The sequence below is a fragment of the Paraburkholderia sp. RL17-337-BIB-A genome, assembly GCF_046025895.1.
In the GTDB taxonomy this organism is placed as follows: domain Bacteria; phylum Pseudomonadota; class Gammaproteobacteria; order Burkholderiales; family Burkholderiaceae; genus Paraburkholderia; species Paraburkholderia fungorum_C.
On the sequence record NZ_JARESY010000002.1, the window covers coordinates 1,610,216 to 1,628,309 of the forward strand.

The following is an 18,094-nucleotide window of genomic DNA, read 5'->3' on the forward strand; positions in this document are numbered from 1 at the left end:
GTTCTTCTGGCTGATGAAAAAAGCCCGCCGTTGGACGGCGGGCAATGACAGCGATGTGTTCGCAGGGGAAGCAAAACACGGGTTCAGTATCGCAGAGCCCTAGCGCTTGTGTAGCTTGACTGCCGCAACACATTGTTGCAGTAGGCGTACCAACTTTCATTTGGCTGGCAATGCCGTTGAGCGCACCGAACGCGTTTCAGTGCCGCGCACTTCTGCATCTTTCTGTCTGGTTCAGGCGATTACACGCATCTTTCAGACAACCAATGTTGCGCGAGTCGAGATGGATTGTTGCGGCCAATCGTCGCAATCAAAGCCCTTGCGGATCGTAGAATGCGAAGCGGCGCCTGAGCATGCCACGCGGCGATCCGACGATCGAGCATGCCGGCATGTGTGCGATGTGAAAGTAAGAGGAACGTGCAGATGAATTCGAAGACACACGCAACGCTGAGCTTTTCCGACAGCGACCAGACGATTGATTTGCCCATTTATCAGGGCACGCTCGGGCCGGATGTCATCGACATTCGCAAGCTGTACGGCCAGACCGGCAAGTTCACGTACGACCCGGGTTTCATGTCCACGGCGGCATGCAATTCTGAAATCACGTATATCGACGGTGACAAAGGCGAGCTGCTATATCGCGGTTATCCGATCGAGAATCTGGCGCAAAACGCCGACTTCCTCGAGACGTGTTATCTGTTGCTGAAGGGCGAGTTGCCGAATGCGCAGCAGAAGGAAGAGTTCGTCCACACCGTGACGCAGCACACGATGGTGCACGAGCAGATGCACTTCTTTTTCCGCGGTTTCCGCCGTGATGCGCACCCGATGGCGATTCTGGTGGCGGCCGTCGGCGCGTTGTCGGCGTTCTATCATGACTCGCTTGACATCAACAATCCGCAGCATCGCGACGTATCCGCGATTCGCATGATCGCGAAGCTGCCGACCCTGGTGGCGATGGCGTACAAGTACACCGTGGGGCAGCCGTTTGTTTATCCGAAGAACGACTTGTCATACAGCGCGAATTTCATGCGGATGATGTTCGCCAATCCGGCGGAAGAGTACCAGGTCAATGACGTGCTGGTACGCGCGCTGGATCGTATTCTGATCCTGCATGCGGATCACGAGCAGAATGCGTCGACCTCGACGGTTCGGTTAGCCGGTTCGTCGGGTGCGAATCCGTTTGCCTGCATTGCGGCGGGCATTGCGTGTTTGTGGGGTCCGGCGCATGGCGGCGCGAATGAAGCCGCATTGAATATGCTGGAAGAGATTGGTTCAGTCGACAACATTCCTGAGTTTATTGCGAAGGTGAAGGACAAGAACTCAGGCGTGAAGCTGATGGGATTTGGTCACCGCGTGTACAAGAATTATGATCCGCGTGCGAAGCTGATGCGTGAGACGTGTCATGAAGTGCTGGAGGAGCTGGGGCTGCATGATGACCCGTTGTTCAAGCTTGCCATGGCGCTTGAGAAGATCGCGCTTGAGGATGAGTACTTCGTTTCACGGAAGCTTTATCCGAATGTGGATTTTTATTCGGGGATTGTGCAGCGGGCGTTGGGGATTCCTACTGCTATGTTTACCTGTATCTTCTCGATGGCGCGGACGGTTGGGTGGATTGCGCAGTGGAATGAGATGATCGCTGATCCGGAACAGAAGATCGGGCGGCCGCGGCAGTTGTTTGTTGGCGAGACTCAACGTGGGGCTCGGCCGCTTGCCAAGCGGTGAAGGTTTAGGGTTTTTGCCTGTGCGGCGCTTGTTGTCTGTGCTTTTATGGCGTTGGCCTTTGCTTGAATTGTTATTGGTCTATTAGCGTCGCCCCTGTGCGGGGCGGGCACCTACTTTTCTTTGCCCGCCGCAAAGAAAAGTAGGCAAAAGAAAGCGGCTCAAACCGCTAACTTTTAAGCGGGTCCCCTGGCTTGGAGGGGGCAGTGGTGCATCTGGAATCTGCGCCCTCGCACATTCCGCGTGAGTGACACAGCAGTCATTCTTCCAGCGGCGCTGCGCGCGCCGAAGCGCACTTCACAAACCGATCGCTGCGTTTTCACACGCGCGTTTATGCTCAGTACCGTGGCTCGCATAAATCGTCACGGCCCTGGCTACTGTTAGCGCGATTGCCGCCCCTGCAGCCGCGATGGCCCGTTTCGTTTGGTCCGTGCTCGCTACGTTCATTCGCTTGCGGGTTTGTCATTACCCCACGTGAGCACCTCGCCGAGGCGAAGCCGATGCCCCCACTGTGCCCCAACGAAGCCACTGGTTTGCATGATGAACCCTTCCGGCGAGCACGCAGTGCGAGGCGGGAAGTATGACTGCCTTGTCACTCGCGCCGAATGTGCGAGGGCACGGATTCCAGATGCACCACTACTGTCACTGCGCGGGGGACCCGCTTATGCGCTAGCGGTTTGAGCCGCTTTCTTTTGCCTACTTTTCTTTGCGGCAGGCAAAGAAAAGTAGGTGCCTGCCCCGCACAGGGGCGACGCTAATAGACCAATAACAAATCAAGGAAAGGCCAACACCATAAAAGCACAAACAACAAGCGCCGCACAGGCAACCAAATCAAGAAAAACCCCCGCCGCAGGCACCCAGCCAAACCCGCGCCGCGAGCAACAAAATCAAGAAAACCGCAACACCCCAGACACCCCCCCAAAAACCCCGCACAGAACAACAAACCCCCTCTGCACGTCCCGTGCCACCAAAAAACCCGAAACTCTCCGATGATAAGTTCGTCTGACGCGGACAGACCCTCTACAATCGGAAGCGACCAGGCATCACCATCAGCAACCGAAAGTGAACCGAAACTGAAAGCCAACGCGCAAGCGAACCCCATAGGAGCGACCCTGATGCAGCAGCCAGAAGCCCTCGGCGGCCTGTCCCACTCGGGCGGAATCGACCACCGCGAACCCGAGCCGGACGGCGCATTCATCCCGACGGAAAACCTCAACGTCGCGAGCGCTACCCAGCACGTGCTGAAGTCTGGCGACACCTTCATCGTCAACGATCCCCTCGGCGATATCACCGGCCACGACGACGGCCTGTTCGTCAACGACACCCGCGTCCTGTCGAGCCTGCGTCTCACCTTCGGCGGACGCGCGCCCTCGTTGCTGTCAGGCAGCGTCAGCAGCGACAACACCTCCTTCACCGCGCATCTGACCAATCGCCCTCTGCCGCCGCTCGGCGGCGACAGCACGCCGGAAGGCGTGATCCACGTCGAACGCGTGCGCGTGCTCTCGGGTACCGTCCTCAACGAAGCCATCGAACTCACCAACTACGGCACGAGCGACGCCGTCGTGCCGCTGTCCATCTCCTTCGCCAGCGACTTCCGCGACATGTTCGAAGTGCGCGGCCTCAAACGCAACAAACAGGGCCGCGTCGAACCGGCGCGCGTCGAGAATCGCGAGGTGCTGCTCGGCTATATCGGTCTCGACGACGTGGCGCGCAATGTGCAGATCGCCTTCTCGCCGGAACCCGACAAGCTCTTCGCCGATCGCGCCGACTACACCGTCAAACTGCCCGCGCAAGCCTGCGTGTCGATCTATCTGTCAGTCGCCGTGCAAGTAGTCGCGCAAGCCAACAAGCCAATTGCAGGCGTCGCGCAGCCCACTCACGCGGTGAGCGAAGCCCATCTGTCGCAAATCGATGCGGAGCGTCCCCGCGTGGGCCGCGCCGCCGTGCGCGCCGCACTGGTCGACGCCCACCTGGTGATGCGTGAACGGCGCCGTGTCACGGCCCGGGTGCGTTCGAGCAATCCGCTCTTCAACGCGTGGATCGATCGTTCGCTTGCCGACCTGGGTCTCCTGACTACCGATCTCGCCACCGGCCCTTATCCCTATGCCGGCATCCCGTGGTTCTCGACGCCGTTCGGGCGCGATGCGGTCATCACGTCGTTGCAGACACTGTGGTTGCAGCCGCAGTTGGCCGCAGGCGTGCTGTGCTTTCTAGCCGAACATCAGGCGCGCGAAAATTCGCCGTTTCGTGACGCCGCGCCTGGCAAGATCATGCACGAGATGCGCAAGGGCGAAATGGCCGCCACCGGCGAAGTGCCGTTCGCGCTGTACTACGGCGGCGTCGACACCACGCCGCTGTTTATCGTGCTGGCCGGCGCCTACGCGGCACGCACGGGCGACCTCGCGCTGATTGACGAATTGTGGCCCGCGTTGGAACGCGCGGCGCAGTGGGTTGCGGGTGTCTGCGACAAGAACCGTTACGGTCTGCTGGACTATCAGCGCGAGTCCGATGGCGGTCTTGCGAATCAAGGCTGGAAGGACAGCCACGATTCGGTCTTCCACGCCGACGGCCGTTTCCCTGACGGCCCGATCGCGCTCGTCGAAGTGCAGGCGTATGCGAGCGCCGCCTTCGACACAATGGCTCACTTCGCCAAGCTGCGCGGCCTGCATGATCAGACGAAGCAATACAGCGAGCGCGCGAAGAAAATCCGTCAGTGCGTCGAAGAAAAGTACTGGATGGACGAGTCCGGCTTCTACGGCATCGCGCTCGACGGCCACGGCGAATTGTGCCGCGTGATGGCGTCGAATGCAGGCCACCTGCTGGCCTTCGGTTTGCCTTCGCGCGAGCGTGGCGAAGCGGTGGTGCGCGCGCTCGACTCCACGTTGTTCCACACCGGCTGGGGCGTGCGCACGCTGGCCGCGAGCCAGGCGCGCTTCAACCCGATGGCGTATCACAACGGCTCCGTCTGGCCGCATGACAACGCGCTCTGCGCGCGCGGCCTGTCGCGTTACGGCGGCAAGGCGGCGGCCGTGCGGCTGTTGCAGGCGCTGTTCCAGGCGGCAGTCAATTTCGACATGCGTCTGCCGGAACTGTTCTGTGGGTTCCCGCGTCGGCGCGGCGAGCCGCCCACTGCCTATCCGGTCGCGTGTCTGCCGCAGGCCTGGGCAGCGGGTTCGCCGTTCATGATGCTCGAAGCGTGTCTGGGCATCACGATCGATGCGACCCGGCGCGAAGTGGTCATCGAGCAGCCCATGCTGCCGGAGGGCATCGACTGGCTCGAAGTCGGCGATCTGAAGGTGGGCGATTCGTCGGTGTCGATCATGTTTCGGCGGATCGGCGAGAAGGTGGTCGCGTCGGCCGAGCAGGGCGACGTGCGGGTGGTCGCGCTTCTCTAGCTACGCGCTTTCAGCAGGCATGAAAGCGCCGCAAGTGAAGGCGCAAGCGCAGGCTGCGGTCGAGCCTGCGCTCGATAACTCCGGTGAAATTACGCCGTCGCGAGGTGACGCCCCGGTGCAGATAGCGGTGTGGGCGGCAGACAAGAAGTAGGCAGCGGCGGCGCATCTTTCAGGCGCGTCTCATGGTTTCAACGTCGTAAGCGCATCCGTCGGGCTAACGTGCGTCGTGAGACGAGGCCTCCTCGGGGCTCTCATAAATGTACGTAGCGACACTGCGCCGCTGCAGCGCGTCCCCCAGTTTCATTCGAAGGAAGCTGCTTGTCGTGTAACGCGTCACGTCCGAGTAATATCGGGCGACCAGGCCAGTCACCATTTCGGAATAGGCATCGATGAGTTCGGGCGCTATCGAGAAATTGTCGTAGTTGACGATTGCGTGGGGCCGGACCTTGAGGCCGGACAGGGCGCGGTTAACCTCGGCTCTGACTGCTTCAATGTCGTCAACAGTCGTGACCTCGTGTCCTTCGAAGTTGATAAACAACATGTTTTTGTCGGCGTCGTAGCTAAACCGCTCACTGAGCGTCAGCCTCAACAGCACTGCTCGCAAACCCATCGGCTTATTGTCGAAAATGCGGGCGTCCATCAGACGCGGCGGCGATTTGATTATGGGAGCGAAACCCATCTGGGAAACGATGTCTCGCTGGAGGTCGACCCCCGGTGCAATCTCGACGAGTTCGAGTCCGTCAGGCGTCAGGGTAAAGACGCATCGCTCCGTAATGTAGAGCACGGGCTGCTGCCGCTCGTTGGCGTAACGACCGCCGAAGGTTCGATGTTCCACCGCGTCCACGAACTTTTGACAGACGCCATCCTGAAGAATTTGCAGGCGCCCATCCTTGATATTGACTTCCAGTTTGCCGGCGTTGAACGTTCCGACAAACACAACCTTCTTCGCCGCCTGCGAGATGTTGATAAAACCACCTGCGCCTGCAAGCTTTGGCCCGAACTTGCTCACGTTGAGGTTGCCTTCCCGGTCGACTTGCGCGAGCCCGAGAAATGCAATGTCCAGGCCACCGCCGTCGTAGAAGTCGAACTGGTAGGGCTGGTCGATGATGGCGTCGGTATTGGTCGCCGCACCAAAATTCAAGCCTCCGGCTGGGATACCCCCGATGACGCCCGGCTCGGTTGTCATCGTGAAGAGGTCGCACACCTTCTCTTCGTTCGCGACGCTAGCAATCCCTTCCGGCATCCCAATCCCAAGATTGACGACGCTATTGACCATCAGCTCAAACGAAGCACGCCGCGCGATGACTTTTCGCTCAGTCAGTGCCATGGTTGGAATTGAACTTGTCGCAATGCGAAGCTCGCTCGAAAAACCGGGGCTGTACGACTCGGCGAAGGTTTGCCAGTGGTTTTCCTGTTTTGCGACCACAACGCAATCGACCAGAATCCCTGGTATTTTGACCTGTCGCGGATTCAAGGTGCCTGACTCGGCAATGCGCTCGACCTGAACGATCACGATGCCACCCGAGTTGCGTGCGGCCATTGCAATGGCAAGGGACTCAAGCGTCAGCGCTTCCTTTTCCATCGTCACATTACCGTTTGCATCGGCAGTGGTACCGCGCACGATGGCGACGTCGATCGGAAATGTCTTGTACAGGAGGCAGTCAGCACCGTTGACTGATATCAGGCTAACCAGGTCCTCTGTTGTGCGGGCGTTGAGCTTGCCGCCACCGTTGCGCGGGTCGACGAACGTATCGAGCCCGACCGTGGACAAATGACCAGGCCGATGAGCCGCGATATCGCGAAACAGCTGGGAGATGACGCCTTGGGGGAGGTTATACGCCTCGATGTGGCCTTCTACGGCCAGGCGTTGAAGCCCCGGAACGAGTCCCCAGTGACCGCCGATGACCCGTCGAACCAGACCTTGGTGGGCAAAGTGATTCAGGCCTTTGCGGGCGCCGTCGCCCTGACCGCCCGCGTAGACTAGCGTCAGATTTCGAGGTGCTTCGCTATCGCCCGCGGCTGAGTCGAGGAACAGCTGTTCCAGTGCGACTGCGATTTCTTCTGCAAAGCCAATGCCGACGAAGCCGCCCGTTGCCACCGTGTTGCCCGGACGAATCAGTCTGACGGCCTGCTGGGCACTGACGATTTTGCCTTTCCCGACGACGCTGTTTGCAGTGGCGAGAAACGGGTGTTGAAAGCCTGCGCTCATGATGTCTCCAAACCGCACCGTGGAGCCGGGCCCCGGCGCTATGTAGTTGTTCGGACCTGCTGCAACTCGACCACGGTTTCTATGCGTTTGGCTAGTGTGTAGGCCGTTCATTGCCGGCGGAGCCGGCTTCAGGAACGAATTTGCCGACCCAATCGTAAGAGTACACGCCTCGCGCCGCCTGTTTCGAACATTGACGGCGTGGCTGCGGGAGGACGCAGAGCGCAATTGACGAGAGCGCTTCCGGTTCAGCCGAAGATTCGGTTGAATGAGAAGACGATTGCAATTCAGCGGTATCGGCTGTTATTGCGCGGCTTCGATAACGCTCCAAACACGTTCATCGGAGTCGCCCATGAATCGTCGGGAGATAACAGCCCGGCATTTGTCGCAACGATAGTGCTCGAGCGCAAGCAATCCGTTGCACTGCGCAACGCCAATCAATGTAAGTCCTTCCCGCCTTAGGACATCCACGGGCAGGCCGTCAATGTCAGAGCATCCGTTGCAGACTTCCATGGCGCCTCCTGAATCACATAACAGGCACAGGCGCGTTCGTGCGCATCCTTCAAAAGAAGCCCGCGCGCAGCGGGCGAAGAGTGATGCACCCGCAGAGGAGACAACGCCGGCCAATTCAGTATCCGACTCCGTGGAGCGCTGGCGCAAGCGTAAAAAAATAAACTAATGAGGGTTGATTGGTGGCCGACGCAGCACGGAACGGGTGCCTTGTTCCTCAACCCGGGGCGTCGCCGAGGGTAACTGCTCCAGCAATGGGCCTACATTCGACGCAGAAAATGGTCAAAAGACCGGTTGGCGGTCGTTTGTTCGATCCGGCATGTAACTTGCGTCCTTGAACTTAGGGACTATCCCTCGGCTTCCTGTTCATCCGCGATGTGAGGGCGTATTGCAAACACCGGGGTCCGTGGTCGTTTCTTTTGGGAGAGCTATCAGACGAGCGTCCGCTTTTAGCCGCAGAAACCGCAGGAGGACACTATGTTTCGGTCCACGCCAGTCATTGCCAGCAAGATCGTAGGTGGCGAAAACATTCGGGCTGAATTTCTGAGTGACACGGGACGACTGCGAATTCTCGGTGGCGTAACAGTGCGAGCAGAATGGTTTCCACCGCACTCCTGGTTTGCTATTGCATCGGTTGCGGGATACAGCCGATGGGGCACCCGCCCGGACGAGGCAGACTTGCTGCGGCTCATCGAGGACTTTCTACAGTTACCGGGAGAGTCGAGCCTATGAGCAGAACCATGAGATGTTGCCGGACGCGCAGAGCATGAGCCTTCTGGCGCCGGCAAACTTTAAAGCATTTACTGCCAGGTTTTCTTAGGCATCGTGCTGTCGTCGGGCGTCATGCCGGGCATATCCCTATGCGCGGTGTCCGTGCTCTTGCTCATGTCGCCAGGAACCCGGTTCCAGGGGCTCGAGACGGGCTCGCTGTGGTACGTCATCCCTGCGGTTGCGGCACCGTGAGCGCCGCCGCTGCCATTTCCACCATTGCCATTCCCGCCAGCCTGCGCAAGCGTCGCGGCGCACGCGCAAAGTGACGCGACAGCGACACGCGCGAACAGAACTTTCATCGTCAACTTTTCCATGATATTTCCCATTTGATGCAGGCTCGTGCGTTGTCCGCGCCGAAGTCTCGTGTACCGCTACAGGCTGACTGGTTGCGCTGCGGCGACTCGCAAGCAGCTGCCTCTGAGCAGAACGGACATTTGCTGTGTCCAGATGCGAGGCATGTGGGTTGGTGGTGGGGCAGCATCGAAAATGACGGCATTACGCTGAATTCGAGCGCCTGATGCTGAGTGCCTGTTCTATTGCTTCGGCATCAGAACCTTGTCTACGACCATGATGACGCCGTTGCTCTGGGTGACGTCATAGGTGGAAATATCGGCGGTGCGGCCACTGGCATCCCTTACTACGATGTTGTGCGGACCGTTCTCGGTAAACGTCAGTTCCTCTCCATTAACTGTTTTCAATTCTGCCTTGCCGCCACCTTCCTTGATGGCCCGGTCGAGCTTGCGAAAGTCATAGCGTCCCGGAATGACGTGGTATGTCAGGATGCTGGTCAGCATTGCCTTGTTCTCTGGCTTGACCAGCGTATCGACCGTGCCAGCCGGTAACGCAGCAAACGCCTCGTTCGTCGGCGCAAACACCGTGAACGGACCGGGGCTCTTTAACGTATCGACGAGACCTGCGGCTTTGACCGCAGCAACGAGCGTGGTGTGGTCGGCCGAGTTGATGGCGTTATCCACGATGTCCTTGCTCGGGTACATGGCCTGACCGCCGACCGTAACCGTGTCACTGGCAGCAAAGGCACCTGAAAAAGCTGCCGACAATGCGGCAGCAACGAACACAGTCCTGTATTTCATTGCGTACTCCTCCTGAGTGGCCATGCGTAATTGCGTGGCTCTGACCGCATATACGGGGAATACTCGCGGCTGGATTCGGCAGGAGATGCACTTTAAGCAGACCGACTGTGCCACCGCTGTCGACCAACACGCTGATGTCGGCTACCAGCCGTGAGCAAGCCAGCGAGCACCTTCTGCGTTCTATAGGCCCACGACGGCTACAGCGTGTGAACCATCGTCAAAATCCCCGGCAGCGGCTCGGCTGGCCGACGCCTGGGGACAACGCGAAGAGTCGAAGTGGAGATGCCAACTTCCGGCATCGGCGCCAGCTCGCCGGTCAGCCAATCGCCCACCGTTCCGGGTTCTTGGTCTGACCGCTTTGCCGGCCTCGAGAGGCTGCAACCAACGACGCTTCCCCTGGCCGACATGCGGCACGGGAATTGCGCATGCAGAATGAGAATGCGGGTCACACCTTCCGGTGCCAACGACCCCTTCACACTTGAGGAGGCTGCCATGCGAAATGCGACGAGAGAAATTTTGATTTCAGCATTATTTGTCGGTATATCAGGGACTGTCTACGCACAAGGCGCGGGTGGCGGTGGGGCGGGCGGGGGGCAAGGCGGCACGGGCATGAGTAAGCCGAACGCAGGTGGCTCGACGGACACGGTGTCGGGCGCGTCGGGGGCGAATAGCATGGCACCCGCCGGCACTAGCTCACACAAGAAGATGCACAAGAAATCCGGCGCCGCCACGCCAGCTTCGGCCACCAATCCAGGCTCGGGTGGCAGTTGAAGGTTACGGATTGGCTTCCGGCGTTGGAGAGCTTCCCGGCGACGGGAACAGTTTGAGGCGGCCGGCCCCGCAACGGACCCCGGCGCCTCTATGCAGGCTTCTCCGATGATTTGCCTTGGCGTGTTGCCGAGGAATACGAGACTGCCTCGGGCAGTTGGGCGATCCTGGGAGGCGCGGCCGAGCAGAGCCAGCACGTAATGACGAGCTGAAGAGACGCACCGAAGATGACAAGCGTTTTTGTCAGCGGAAAGAGGCGCTTCTTCCGAGAAGATTGTTCATAGATTTCAACGGCACTCAAAGCAATTTGCGGTGAGCGCAGGCCGGTGATTTTTAGCTTTAACAGAAGCTGACATCAGCTGCCAAGTATCTCCATAAGGGTGCGTGCGTTGCGCTGCCCCTGGTCTTCAAAGCAGTTATTGAAAATGACGTGCGTCTTTGCTGCCCGGCTGGAGATGTCGCGGATTGGCCCGGACAGTTGCCCGAGTTCGTCGTTGCTGTAATCGTAGTCGAAGCGGCCCGAAGCAGTTGCGGCACCGGTCGCATTCCACGTATCTGCATTGCGACCATGCAGCCGTACAAACGCGAGGTCAGGATTGGTCACCTCCCACACGGTGTGCGCACGGTTGGTCACCGCCTCTGGAGCATCCATGATGACGTGTACGAGTTTGTATCGCCTGAGCAAGTCCAATGTGCCGGGCGCGTGTTTGTCATTCAGCCACGAATTGTTGCGAAACTCCACCGCGACGGTGTATCCATGCATTCGCTCTGCACACTCTTCGACATGGGCGCTTCCTTCGGGGCCGCAGTTCAGCCAGGGAGCAAACTGAAAAAGAACAGCGCCGAGTTTGCCGGCGTGCCGTAGTGGTTCCAGAGCCTCGCGATAGCGCCGCCAGAGTTCGTCAAGGACCTCTGCCGTAATGTCGAGATAGTAAAGGTTCTTTTTGCCCGTCTCCGGAATCGCCATCGCGATGTCCTTCGGCAGAGCCTCCCGCGCGGTCTGATGCCCCGTCAATAGTCGGAACGCCTTGATATCGAAAGTAAAGTCGGTGGATGTGCGCTCCGCCCACAACGCTGAGTTCGACGCCGAAGGCATTCCGTAGTAACTGGAATCGACCTCAACCAATGGGAACTGCGACGCGTAGAACCGTAAGCGTGCCTCGGCGCTTCTACAGTCGGGCGGATAGAACCGCTTGCATGCGATAAGCGTTTTGTCAGTCCAGCCAGCTGACCCACAGAGTATTTTCACGAAGCCTCCCGATTCGAGCACGGACTAGCGGCTTATTCGTGACTATGTAGCCGCGCTAGTCCGACCTGTTGCGCTTCTTTCCATATGTCGAAATAGCTGAGCATGTCGGATGCCGCAACCGGTCGGCGGTTTGGGTGTGGCGCTCGCCGTATAGTCCACCGGTTGCAAAATATATTCCGCTTCGCCGCCTGCGCATGTGCGGCGAGTAGCTGTGCCGGCCCTTACGTGTGGGCCCCCAGGAAGGTCCTCAGGGACCTGGACATATTCTGTTCCTGAAGAAATAGCGCCTTCAGATTTGTGCGTTGTTCCTTGCTGGGCCTTCGCCCATTTGCATAGGCCTCCATTGCCTGAAACAGGAATTTGTTACGGCTGCCGTACACTATTTGCATTGCCTCCACTTCATACATCTCCTTGATACCGTCGCCCGGCGGCGGTAGTCCAAAGAGAAGGCGAAAGAATGGAAAAGAGACATCATCAGGCGGGATATGCTGTAACTTGCCCTGTTCAGCCAGAGTCTTAACTTTTATCGCGAGTTTTTTATCCAGCATTGCTGCGATATCCAGGCGTCCGAGCCCAATTTCACTAAAGTTCTTTTCCTTATCAGCCGCTGATAGCGCGAGAGCCTTCCTGCAGGCGGCAACGCGGCGCCAATTGCGAGCGTAATCCTTCCCATACGCTGCAAGCCAGAGGGCGCACGCCGCAGCGATTTGCGGCGCGCTTGCCGACGTACCACCCCCGTTCATGTCCCAACCGTGTTCCGTTCTGTAAACCATCCACGGGACGTTCGGCGTGTAGGCTCCTGTGGCTTTCTTCATGACCGCGTCCGGCCCCCAGCAACCCTGCATAACGCCCAGCTCGTTGCGCTTGTAGGCGCCCCCATCATAGGTCACGCCAGTCGCCGTTACGACGCGATAGAAAGCAGAAGGATAGACAGTAAAGTGGGTAGCGATGTCCGTAACCTCCGCCCAAAAACTGTCACCAGCCGCTGCAACGACAACAATCCCGGCTTCGAACAGCGAGTTGACAGCGCGAGCCCAGGACTTCATCGGCAAACCGCCGTGGCTTAAACTTACTACGTCGCAAGGCTTACCGTCGCCCGGATTGAGAGCATGGGTCAGCCCGCGCGCCATTGTTTCGCCGTATAGGTAGATGACCGAGCCGGCAACGCCCGCGATTCGGACTGGGACGATTTCTGCCTCTGGTGCTCCTCCAATGAATCCCTCGTACACCTTGCCTCGATTCTCAGCTGAGGTTCCACACAGAGTGACTTTATTCCCGGCGAGAAGGGCGAGAGTGGCTGTTCCGTGTCCTGCATTGATGCCTTCTCCCGGGTCGACGGTATCTTTTCCCCCTTCGACAAAGTTCCACCCCAGGTCGCGTCGCATATGGAGAGGAGCCGAATAGTGGCCGGGCCACCACCCTATGTCCAAATGCGCTATGCGTATATCGTCTCCCATCGTCACCTTCCACGCTTGAGGAAGCCGTCCGTGGTCCCGGCCCAGATGCCACGCGGGACAGAACGGCGTCCCGCTGCTGGGAGGGTAGTAGCTATTGAGACCCACTTGGGGAAGGTAAGGAGGTTTCTGCCGTTTTGTTTCGGTTGAAGCCTGGTCGGACAGTTGTGCGGCCCGGTCCGGCGTTGCGTTGACAAATTTGCGTTGGTGAACAATGTTAGGCTCGACATACACCGCGGTTTTGTCCCGGCCACTCAATGTATTCGCGAAGGACGTTGCATACTTGTGAGCACGGTCCCACGGAAGACTGTCGTCTGTAACCGGAGGTTCGAATACCGCCCAGTCGGTTTTGAGACCTGAGAGCCGCATGGTCGAGACTGGAAAAAGCGCTGTGAACCTTCCTGCGCCGAGCATGGGAATGCTACCGGGGGGCTGGGCTTTCGCCGTACGTAAAGCAGCCACATGTCGCTTTGGTAAGCGCACTAGGGTCTGTTAACAATCAATGAATTGTGTTTACATCCTGATTTTTATGGGAGATCAGGATGGTTCGCTGGCTGATGAGTGACGCGCAATGGACGAAGATCGAGCATCTGTTATCAGGCAAGGCAAGCGATCCGGGACGCACAGCGGCAGACAATCGGCTGTTTGTCGAAGCGGTGCTATGGATCGCTCGTACTGGCGCACCGTGGCGCGACCTGCCCAGCGAATTTGGTCGGTGGGAGCGCACGTACATGCGCTTTTCCCGATGGAGCAGAAAGGGCGTATGGGAACGTGTGGCCCATGCCTTGGCAGGCGAAGCGGACTTGCAGCAATTGCTCATCGATTCGACCATCGTGCGGGCGCACCAGCATTCAGCCGGCGCCCAAAAAAAGCGGGGCCGCAGGCACTTGGGCGGTCGCGGGGAGGATTGAGCACGAAACTGCATGTCGCGGTCGACGCGCGGGGCAATCCGCTGCGGATCATATTGAGCGCCGGCCAAGTCGCCGACATCGACTGCGCCCCGGAACTGATTGCCGATCTCGCGTCTCAAGCCGTCATCGCTGACAAGGGCTACGACAGCAACGCGTTCGTCCAGCAGATCGAAGCTTCTGGTGCCCAGGCCGTGATCCCGCCGCGCGCCAATCGACGCGATCCGCGCGCTTTCGAGCCCGAGCCGTATCGTTGTCGCAACCTTATCGAACGCTTCTTCAGTCGCATCAAACATTTTCGACGCCTCGCTACTCGCTATGACAAACTCGCCCGTAACTTCATGGCCTTTGCGCAACTCGCGTGCGCATTTGCACCAAAGCTTTGATTGTTAACACGACCTAGTAGTTTTTCGGCGTTTTTGTCCGGCATTCCGACCTCATCGAACGCAGTCAGTTACGCTGCACTGGCGCGCACCCTGACTTTTTAACGTAGTGAGTTGCGGGATGGTCGCTTTGTCATGTTGTCCGCCGGTAGCATGCCCGGTAATGCATCTACAAAGAAATCTGACTGTAATGCAGCCCCAGCCTGCACGTCATACTGTGCGAAGTCACGCACACCGGCCGCCAGCAGAATTTCGTCGTCGAGGAAGAAGTTTCCCGAACACTCGTTGGCTGGGCGCGTCAGAATATAGTGGGCCGCGTCGGCGACTATCTCAGGCTTGCGACATGCTGCAATCATTTCCTTACCGCCAATCTCGTTTCGCACAGCAGCGGTCGCGATAGCTGTTCGAGGCCATAACGAATTGACTGCGACACCTCGGTCTTTGAACTCTTCCGCAAGAGCCAGCGTGAATAGGCTCATCGTGTATTTAGCGATGGCGTATGCCGGAAAATCCTTAAACCACTTCGCGTCGCTGACTAGTGGCGGCGACAGCGTGAGGATGTGCGGGTTCGACGAATTGAGGAGGTGAGGTAGACACGCTTGCGCGCACACGAACGTTCCTCTGCCATTGACCCCATGCATCAGGTCGTACCGTTTGACGGGTGTGTCAAGCGTGCCGGTTAATCGAATGGCGCTGGCATTGTTGACGAGGATATCGATGCCGCCGAACAACACAACGGTCTCGGCAACCGCGGCTTTCACGCGTTCTTCGTCGCGAATATCCACAACCAGCGGGAGCGCCTTGCCGCCAGCAGCTTCAATAGCTGCAGCCGCCGTATGAATCGTCCCCTCGAGACGCGGGTCTGGGTCGGCAGTCTTTGCGCAAATCACGACATTCGCGCCGTCGCGTGCGGCTCTGAGTGCAATCGCGAGTCCGATGCCGCGACTGCCACCAGACATGAATAATGTCTTGCCTGCAAGGGTCATTGTCGTCTCCTGATGTTTTACAGGAGTATGCGCTTCTGCGGTCGTTGGCGCGCAGGGGACAGTGCGCAGACCTCCAGCACCATAGAAATACTCCCGAACCCGCAATGGGGGTAGGGGGCGCCATTGGTTTGCCTTTTTGCAATTGTGATTTCACGCTATCGGCATAGAAAAAAGATAGGTCGTGTCTAAAATGAATCTTGTTAGCGGCGCGCGTCCCACTGGACTCGCGGCGTTCCTGGAATCCTGCTGGAGATTGCATGATGAACACCAAACTTGTTGCGGCGTTGCTCATTGCCGCTACCACTGTCGTCGCTGCACCTGCATTTGCCAGCGGTTATGGCCCGACACCTTCTTACCGGCCTTCGGTGGGAGCTCCCGCGTCACAGCGAGGGCAAAGTGCTCAAACCGTTGCGGCTGAACGCAATGATGCGGTTGGCTCTGTCAATGACTCGTATGGTGGCGTGGTGGCTTCAACCTATGAGGCTGGCAGTCGTCGTCAGCCGGTCGAGATTGTTGGTCATGTGTACAACGGTCACTAATCGAAGGGGTGTTTGCTGACCGTGGCTGCAAAGAGGTAATCAAAATGTTGAAGATTTTCGAAGGTGCTGTGGAAGTGGGAGCGCTGATGCTGTATCTGGCTCCTGCAATGATTGCGGACGCGAGAGAGCGCTCAGACGCCTTCGCTGTGACCATGGTGAATATCCTGCTCGGCTGGACGGTTATCGGTTGGTTCGCAGCGTTGTTGTGGGCTCGGCATCCGGTGAGCAACCGCAGTCTGAAGCACCTCGCGATGCGGGCGAAACGCAAGGTCGCAAAGGTGACCATTGATGCGCTTGTTGCCCGAGTGGAAGGTCGCGCTGGCGCAGTCCCCGTGTTGAACCGTCGCCTGGTGCCAATCGTCGCACGCATTGATGTAAGCACCCGTCTCGGAGCAAAGGCTAATTGTCTTCGCGGACGTGAGTCGAATGTGAGTCGTGACTTCTGATGAGCCTTTCTGCGAAGCCTTGATTCGAACAGTTGATGACGCAGAGATGTTCAGACCATCCGATGCGTTTTTCTGGAGATTGAAAATGGATGTGCCAGTTACCGAAGAGCAAATTCAAACGCTCGCGTTCTATCTTTGGGAGAAAGATGGAAGTCCCGACGGGCGCTCCCAGGAATATTGGGGAAAAGCACGGCAGCAGCTAGGCGCAGGTGGCTCGCTGGCAGAGTTGGATTCAGATACCGAAGGCAACGCTTTCGTATGCGGCTTTGCCAACTAGATAGTGGATGAACGAGACCCGTTGACATACGGTTTCCTCGTTCGATAGGGGGTAAGCGTATTTTCCGCAGAACGTTTCACCTATGCGCTGCAATTGAAGCGACACGTATTGATATACGCCGTTAGGCGCGTAGCACGCTCCTGCTTCTCCTTCGCATTGAGTCCGGTCGGCGGCTCATGAAACGTTGACTGCGACGCGAGCGCACGCTCGACAACGATCTACGGCGATTGCGTTGGTTTAAGGATGGCTTTCACCAGGTCCGCGACCGCTTGCCTCGCCTGCGTCGCCGCATTTTCGTCATATCCGATGGTCGTGCCGCGCTCCACGCAAGGGTCGCTGTAGGAGAATGGCTGCTTCGTTTTCGCATCTAGAATTTGTCCGTTTCCCGCTTCCTCCAGCTCGCAGTGACGTACAGTCTGGGCTTGCGGGAGCGTCGTGCCCGGTTTGAACGCACGCCCATCGAAAATATGCGTTGCTCCGGGATACTCGGTGAGGCTGACGTCTCTGCCCTTGGCCTTCAACCGTTCGACGTATGCCGTGCATGGCGCCACCGGGTCGTAGTTGTCGGCGCTTCCGTGAAAGATGCGCACGGGCTTCGCTGCGAGGTCTTCGTCCTCACGATAGCGCGTGCTGCAATCGGGGTAAAACGCGACGTAAGCCGCGAAGCCGGGCGCAGACGCGGATGCGTGCATCTTCTGGAACCGGGTCATGCTCGCATAGAGCGCATTCTGACCGCCCCGGGAGAAGCCGATTAGCATCACCCGGCTCGCATCGATCCTGGGATGCTTTGCCAGCAGTGCGAGTGCGCGGTAGGCATCTTCTGTTTGGGCCAGCCGACCCAGCTGACTCTGGTCATTGATGGTGCTGACAATACCCCGACTGGTGAAACTGTCGATAACAAACGTGGCTACACCCATCGACAGAAAATACTGTTCCCAGTCCGTCACCGCGCCGCCGATTCCCCCGGATGCGTGAAGCAGAATAACGAGCGGGAATCGCTCGGTGCCCGCGCGTGGCAACCGGAGTTCTCCGGCCACCGTGACAGGTTTGCCGTCTTCGCGGCCGCTCAGGAATTCCTGGTCCGTCAAGGTCAGGGATTCGAAGGGGATGACCTCCATCCGCGCAATTTGCGCGTAGCTCGTATCCGGCGGTGCTAGAAGCAGCACGAAAACCGCCAGCAATAGCAGAAGACGGCGAGATGCCCGATGGTCCTGGAAAGCGCCCATAGCCGGTCCTTTTTTAGCAGCGAGTCCTTACCAAATGATTTATAGGTGGCGTGGCCAGATTTACCAATGCATTTTGCCCGCCTCAACTGCTAAACGGCGTTGGATACGAGGCCTGCCGTGCCTCGTATCCCGCAAGGTCTAATGCTTGAATTTGCCCTCAGGTTTGAAC

The 18,094-nt window shown here is 58.5% G+C and carries 14 protein-coding genes and 1 pseudogene; 8 read left to right on the forward strand and 7 right to left on the reverse strand.

Features of this window, described 5'->3' with window-relative positions; translation table 11 throughout:
* Positions 1 to 420: 420 nt before the first annotated feature.
* From gltA to P0D84_RS28135, 3 genes are all read left to right on the forward strand, one after another.
* Positions 421 to 1,719 (forward strand): citrate synthase, encoded by a 1,299-nt coding sequence (gene gltA, locus P0D84_RS28125; RefSeq protein ID WP_408341991.1) that lies wholly within the window; start codon positions 421 to 423, stop codon positions 1,717 to 1,719.
* A 1,112-nt stretch (positions 1,720 to 2,831) separates the two neighbouring features.
* Positions 2,832 to 5,111: an amylo-alpha-1,6-glucosidase gene (locus P0D84_RS28130; RefSeq protein ID WP_408341993.1), complete on the forward strand. Its 2,280-nt coding sequence runs from the start codon at positions 2,832 to 2,834 to the stop codon at positions 5,109 to 5,111.
* A gap of 19 nt (positions 5,112 to 5,130) precedes the next feature.
* Positions 5,131 to 5,262, forward strand: a complete 132-nt coding sequence (locus tag P0D84_RS28135; RefSeq protein ID WP_408341995.1) for a hypothetical protein — start codon at positions 5,131 to 5,133, stop codon at positions 5,260 to 5,262.
* A 63-nt stretch (positions 5,263 to 5,325) separates the two neighbouring features.
* On the opposite strand, the gene P0D84_RS28140 is transcribed toward P0D84_RS28135, so the two are convergent.
* From P0D84_RS28140 to P0D84_RS28150, 3 genes are all read right to left on the reverse strand, one after another.
* Positions 5,326 to 7,320, reverse strand: coding sequence for an acyl CoA:acetate/3-ketoacid CoA transferase (locus P0D84_RS28140; protein WP_408341997.1), 1,995 nt, complete (start codon positions 7,318 to 7,320; stop codon positions 5,326 to 5,328).
* A gap of 1,307 nt (positions 7,321 to 8,627) precedes the next feature.
* Positions 8,628 to 8,912 (reverse strand): hypothetical protein, encoded by a 285-nt coding sequence (locus P0D84_RS28145; protein WP_408341999.1) that lies wholly within the window; start codon positions 8,910 to 8,912, stop codon positions 8,628 to 8,630.
* 219 nt (positions 8,913 to 9,131) lie between these two features.
* On the reverse strand, positions 9,132 to 9,689 hold the full coding sequence (locus P0D84_RS28150) for a fasciclin domain-containing protein (RefSeq protein WP_408342001.1): 558 nt from the start codon (positions 9,687 to 9,689) through the stop codon (positions 9,132 to 9,134).
* Positions 9,690 to 10,298: 609 nt separating this feature from the next.
* On the opposite strand from P0D84_RS28150, the gene P0D84_RS28155 reads away from it, so the two are divergent.
* Positions 10,299 to 10,460 (forward strand): hypothetical protein, encoded by a 162-nt coding sequence (locus P0D84_RS28155; RefSeq protein WP_408342003.1) that lies wholly within the window; start codon positions 10,299 to 10,301, stop codon positions 10,458 to 10,460.
* A gap of 352 nt (positions 10,461 to 10,812) precedes the next feature.
* Here the strand turns inward: P0D84_RS28155 and P0D84_RS28160 are convergent, their stop codons facing one another.
* On the reverse strand, positions 10,813 to 11,706 hold the full coding sequence (locus P0D84_RS28160) for a DUF72 domain-containing protein (protein WP_408342005.1): 894 nt from the start codon (positions 11,704 to 11,706) through the stop codon (positions 10,813 to 10,815).
* 221 nt (positions 11,707 to 11,927) lie between these two features.
* A complete protein-coding gene (locus P0D84_RS28165) occupies positions 11,928 to 13,091 on the reverse strand; it encodes a S8 family serine peptidase (protein WP_408342007.1) in 1,164 nt (387 codons plus the stop codon).
* Positions 13,092 to 13,702: 611 nt separating this feature from the next.
* Between P0D84_RS28165 and P0D84_RS28170 the strand changes: the two genes are divergently transcribed.
* Positions 13,703 to 14,454, forward strand: a protein-coding gene (locus tag P0D84_RS28170; RefSeq protein ID WP_408342009.1) for an IS5 family transposase whose coding sequence is annotated in 2 segments (ribosomal slippage) — positions 13,703 to 14,024 and positions 14,024 to 14,454 — 753 coding nt in all. Because the reading frame shifts where the segments join, the coding sequence is not laid out codon by codon here.
* Positions 14,455 to 14,552: 98 nt separating this feature from the next.
* Here P0D84_RS28170 and P0D84_RS28175 read toward each other — a convergent pair.
* Entirely contained in the window at positions 14,553 to 15,437 is an 885-nt protein-coding gene (locus P0D84_RS28175) for an SDR family oxidoreductase (RefSeq protein WP_408342011.1), read from the reverse strand.
* 260 nt (positions 15,438 to 15,697) lie between these two features.
* Between P0D84_RS28175 and P0D84_RS28180 the strand changes: the two genes are divergently transcribed.
* The 3 genes and pseudogenes from P0D84_RS28180 to P0D84_RS28190 all read left to right on the forward strand — a co-directional run.
* On the forward strand, positions 15,698 to 15,976 hold the full coding sequence (locus P0D84_RS28180; RefSeq protein ID WP_408346068.1) for a hypothetical protein: 279 nt from the start codon (positions 15,698 to 15,700) through the stop codon (positions 15,974 to 15,976).
* Between the two features lie 8 nt (positions 15,977 to 15,984).
* Positions 15,985 to 16,422, forward strand: coding sequence for a superinfection immunity protein (locus P0D84_RS28185; RefSeq protein ID WP_408342013.1), 438 nt, complete (start codon positions 15,985 to 15,987; stop codon positions 16,420 to 16,422).
* Between the two features lie 85 nt (positions 16,423 to 16,507).
* A pseudogene (locus P0D84_RS28190) lies at positions 16,508 to 16,612 on the forward strand (DUF2934 domain-containing protein); the annotation flags it as partial.
* A gap of 305 nt (positions 16,613 to 16,917) precedes the next feature.
* Here the strand turns inward: P0D84_RS28190 and P0D84_RS28195 are convergent.
* On the reverse strand, positions 16,918 to 17,880 hold the full coding sequence (locus P0D84_RS28195; RefSeq protein WP_408342015.1) for a dienelactone hydrolase family protein: 963 nt from the start codon (positions 17,878 to 17,880) through the stop codon (positions 16,918 to 16,920).
* Positions 17,881 to 18,094 lie beyond the last annotated feature (214 nt).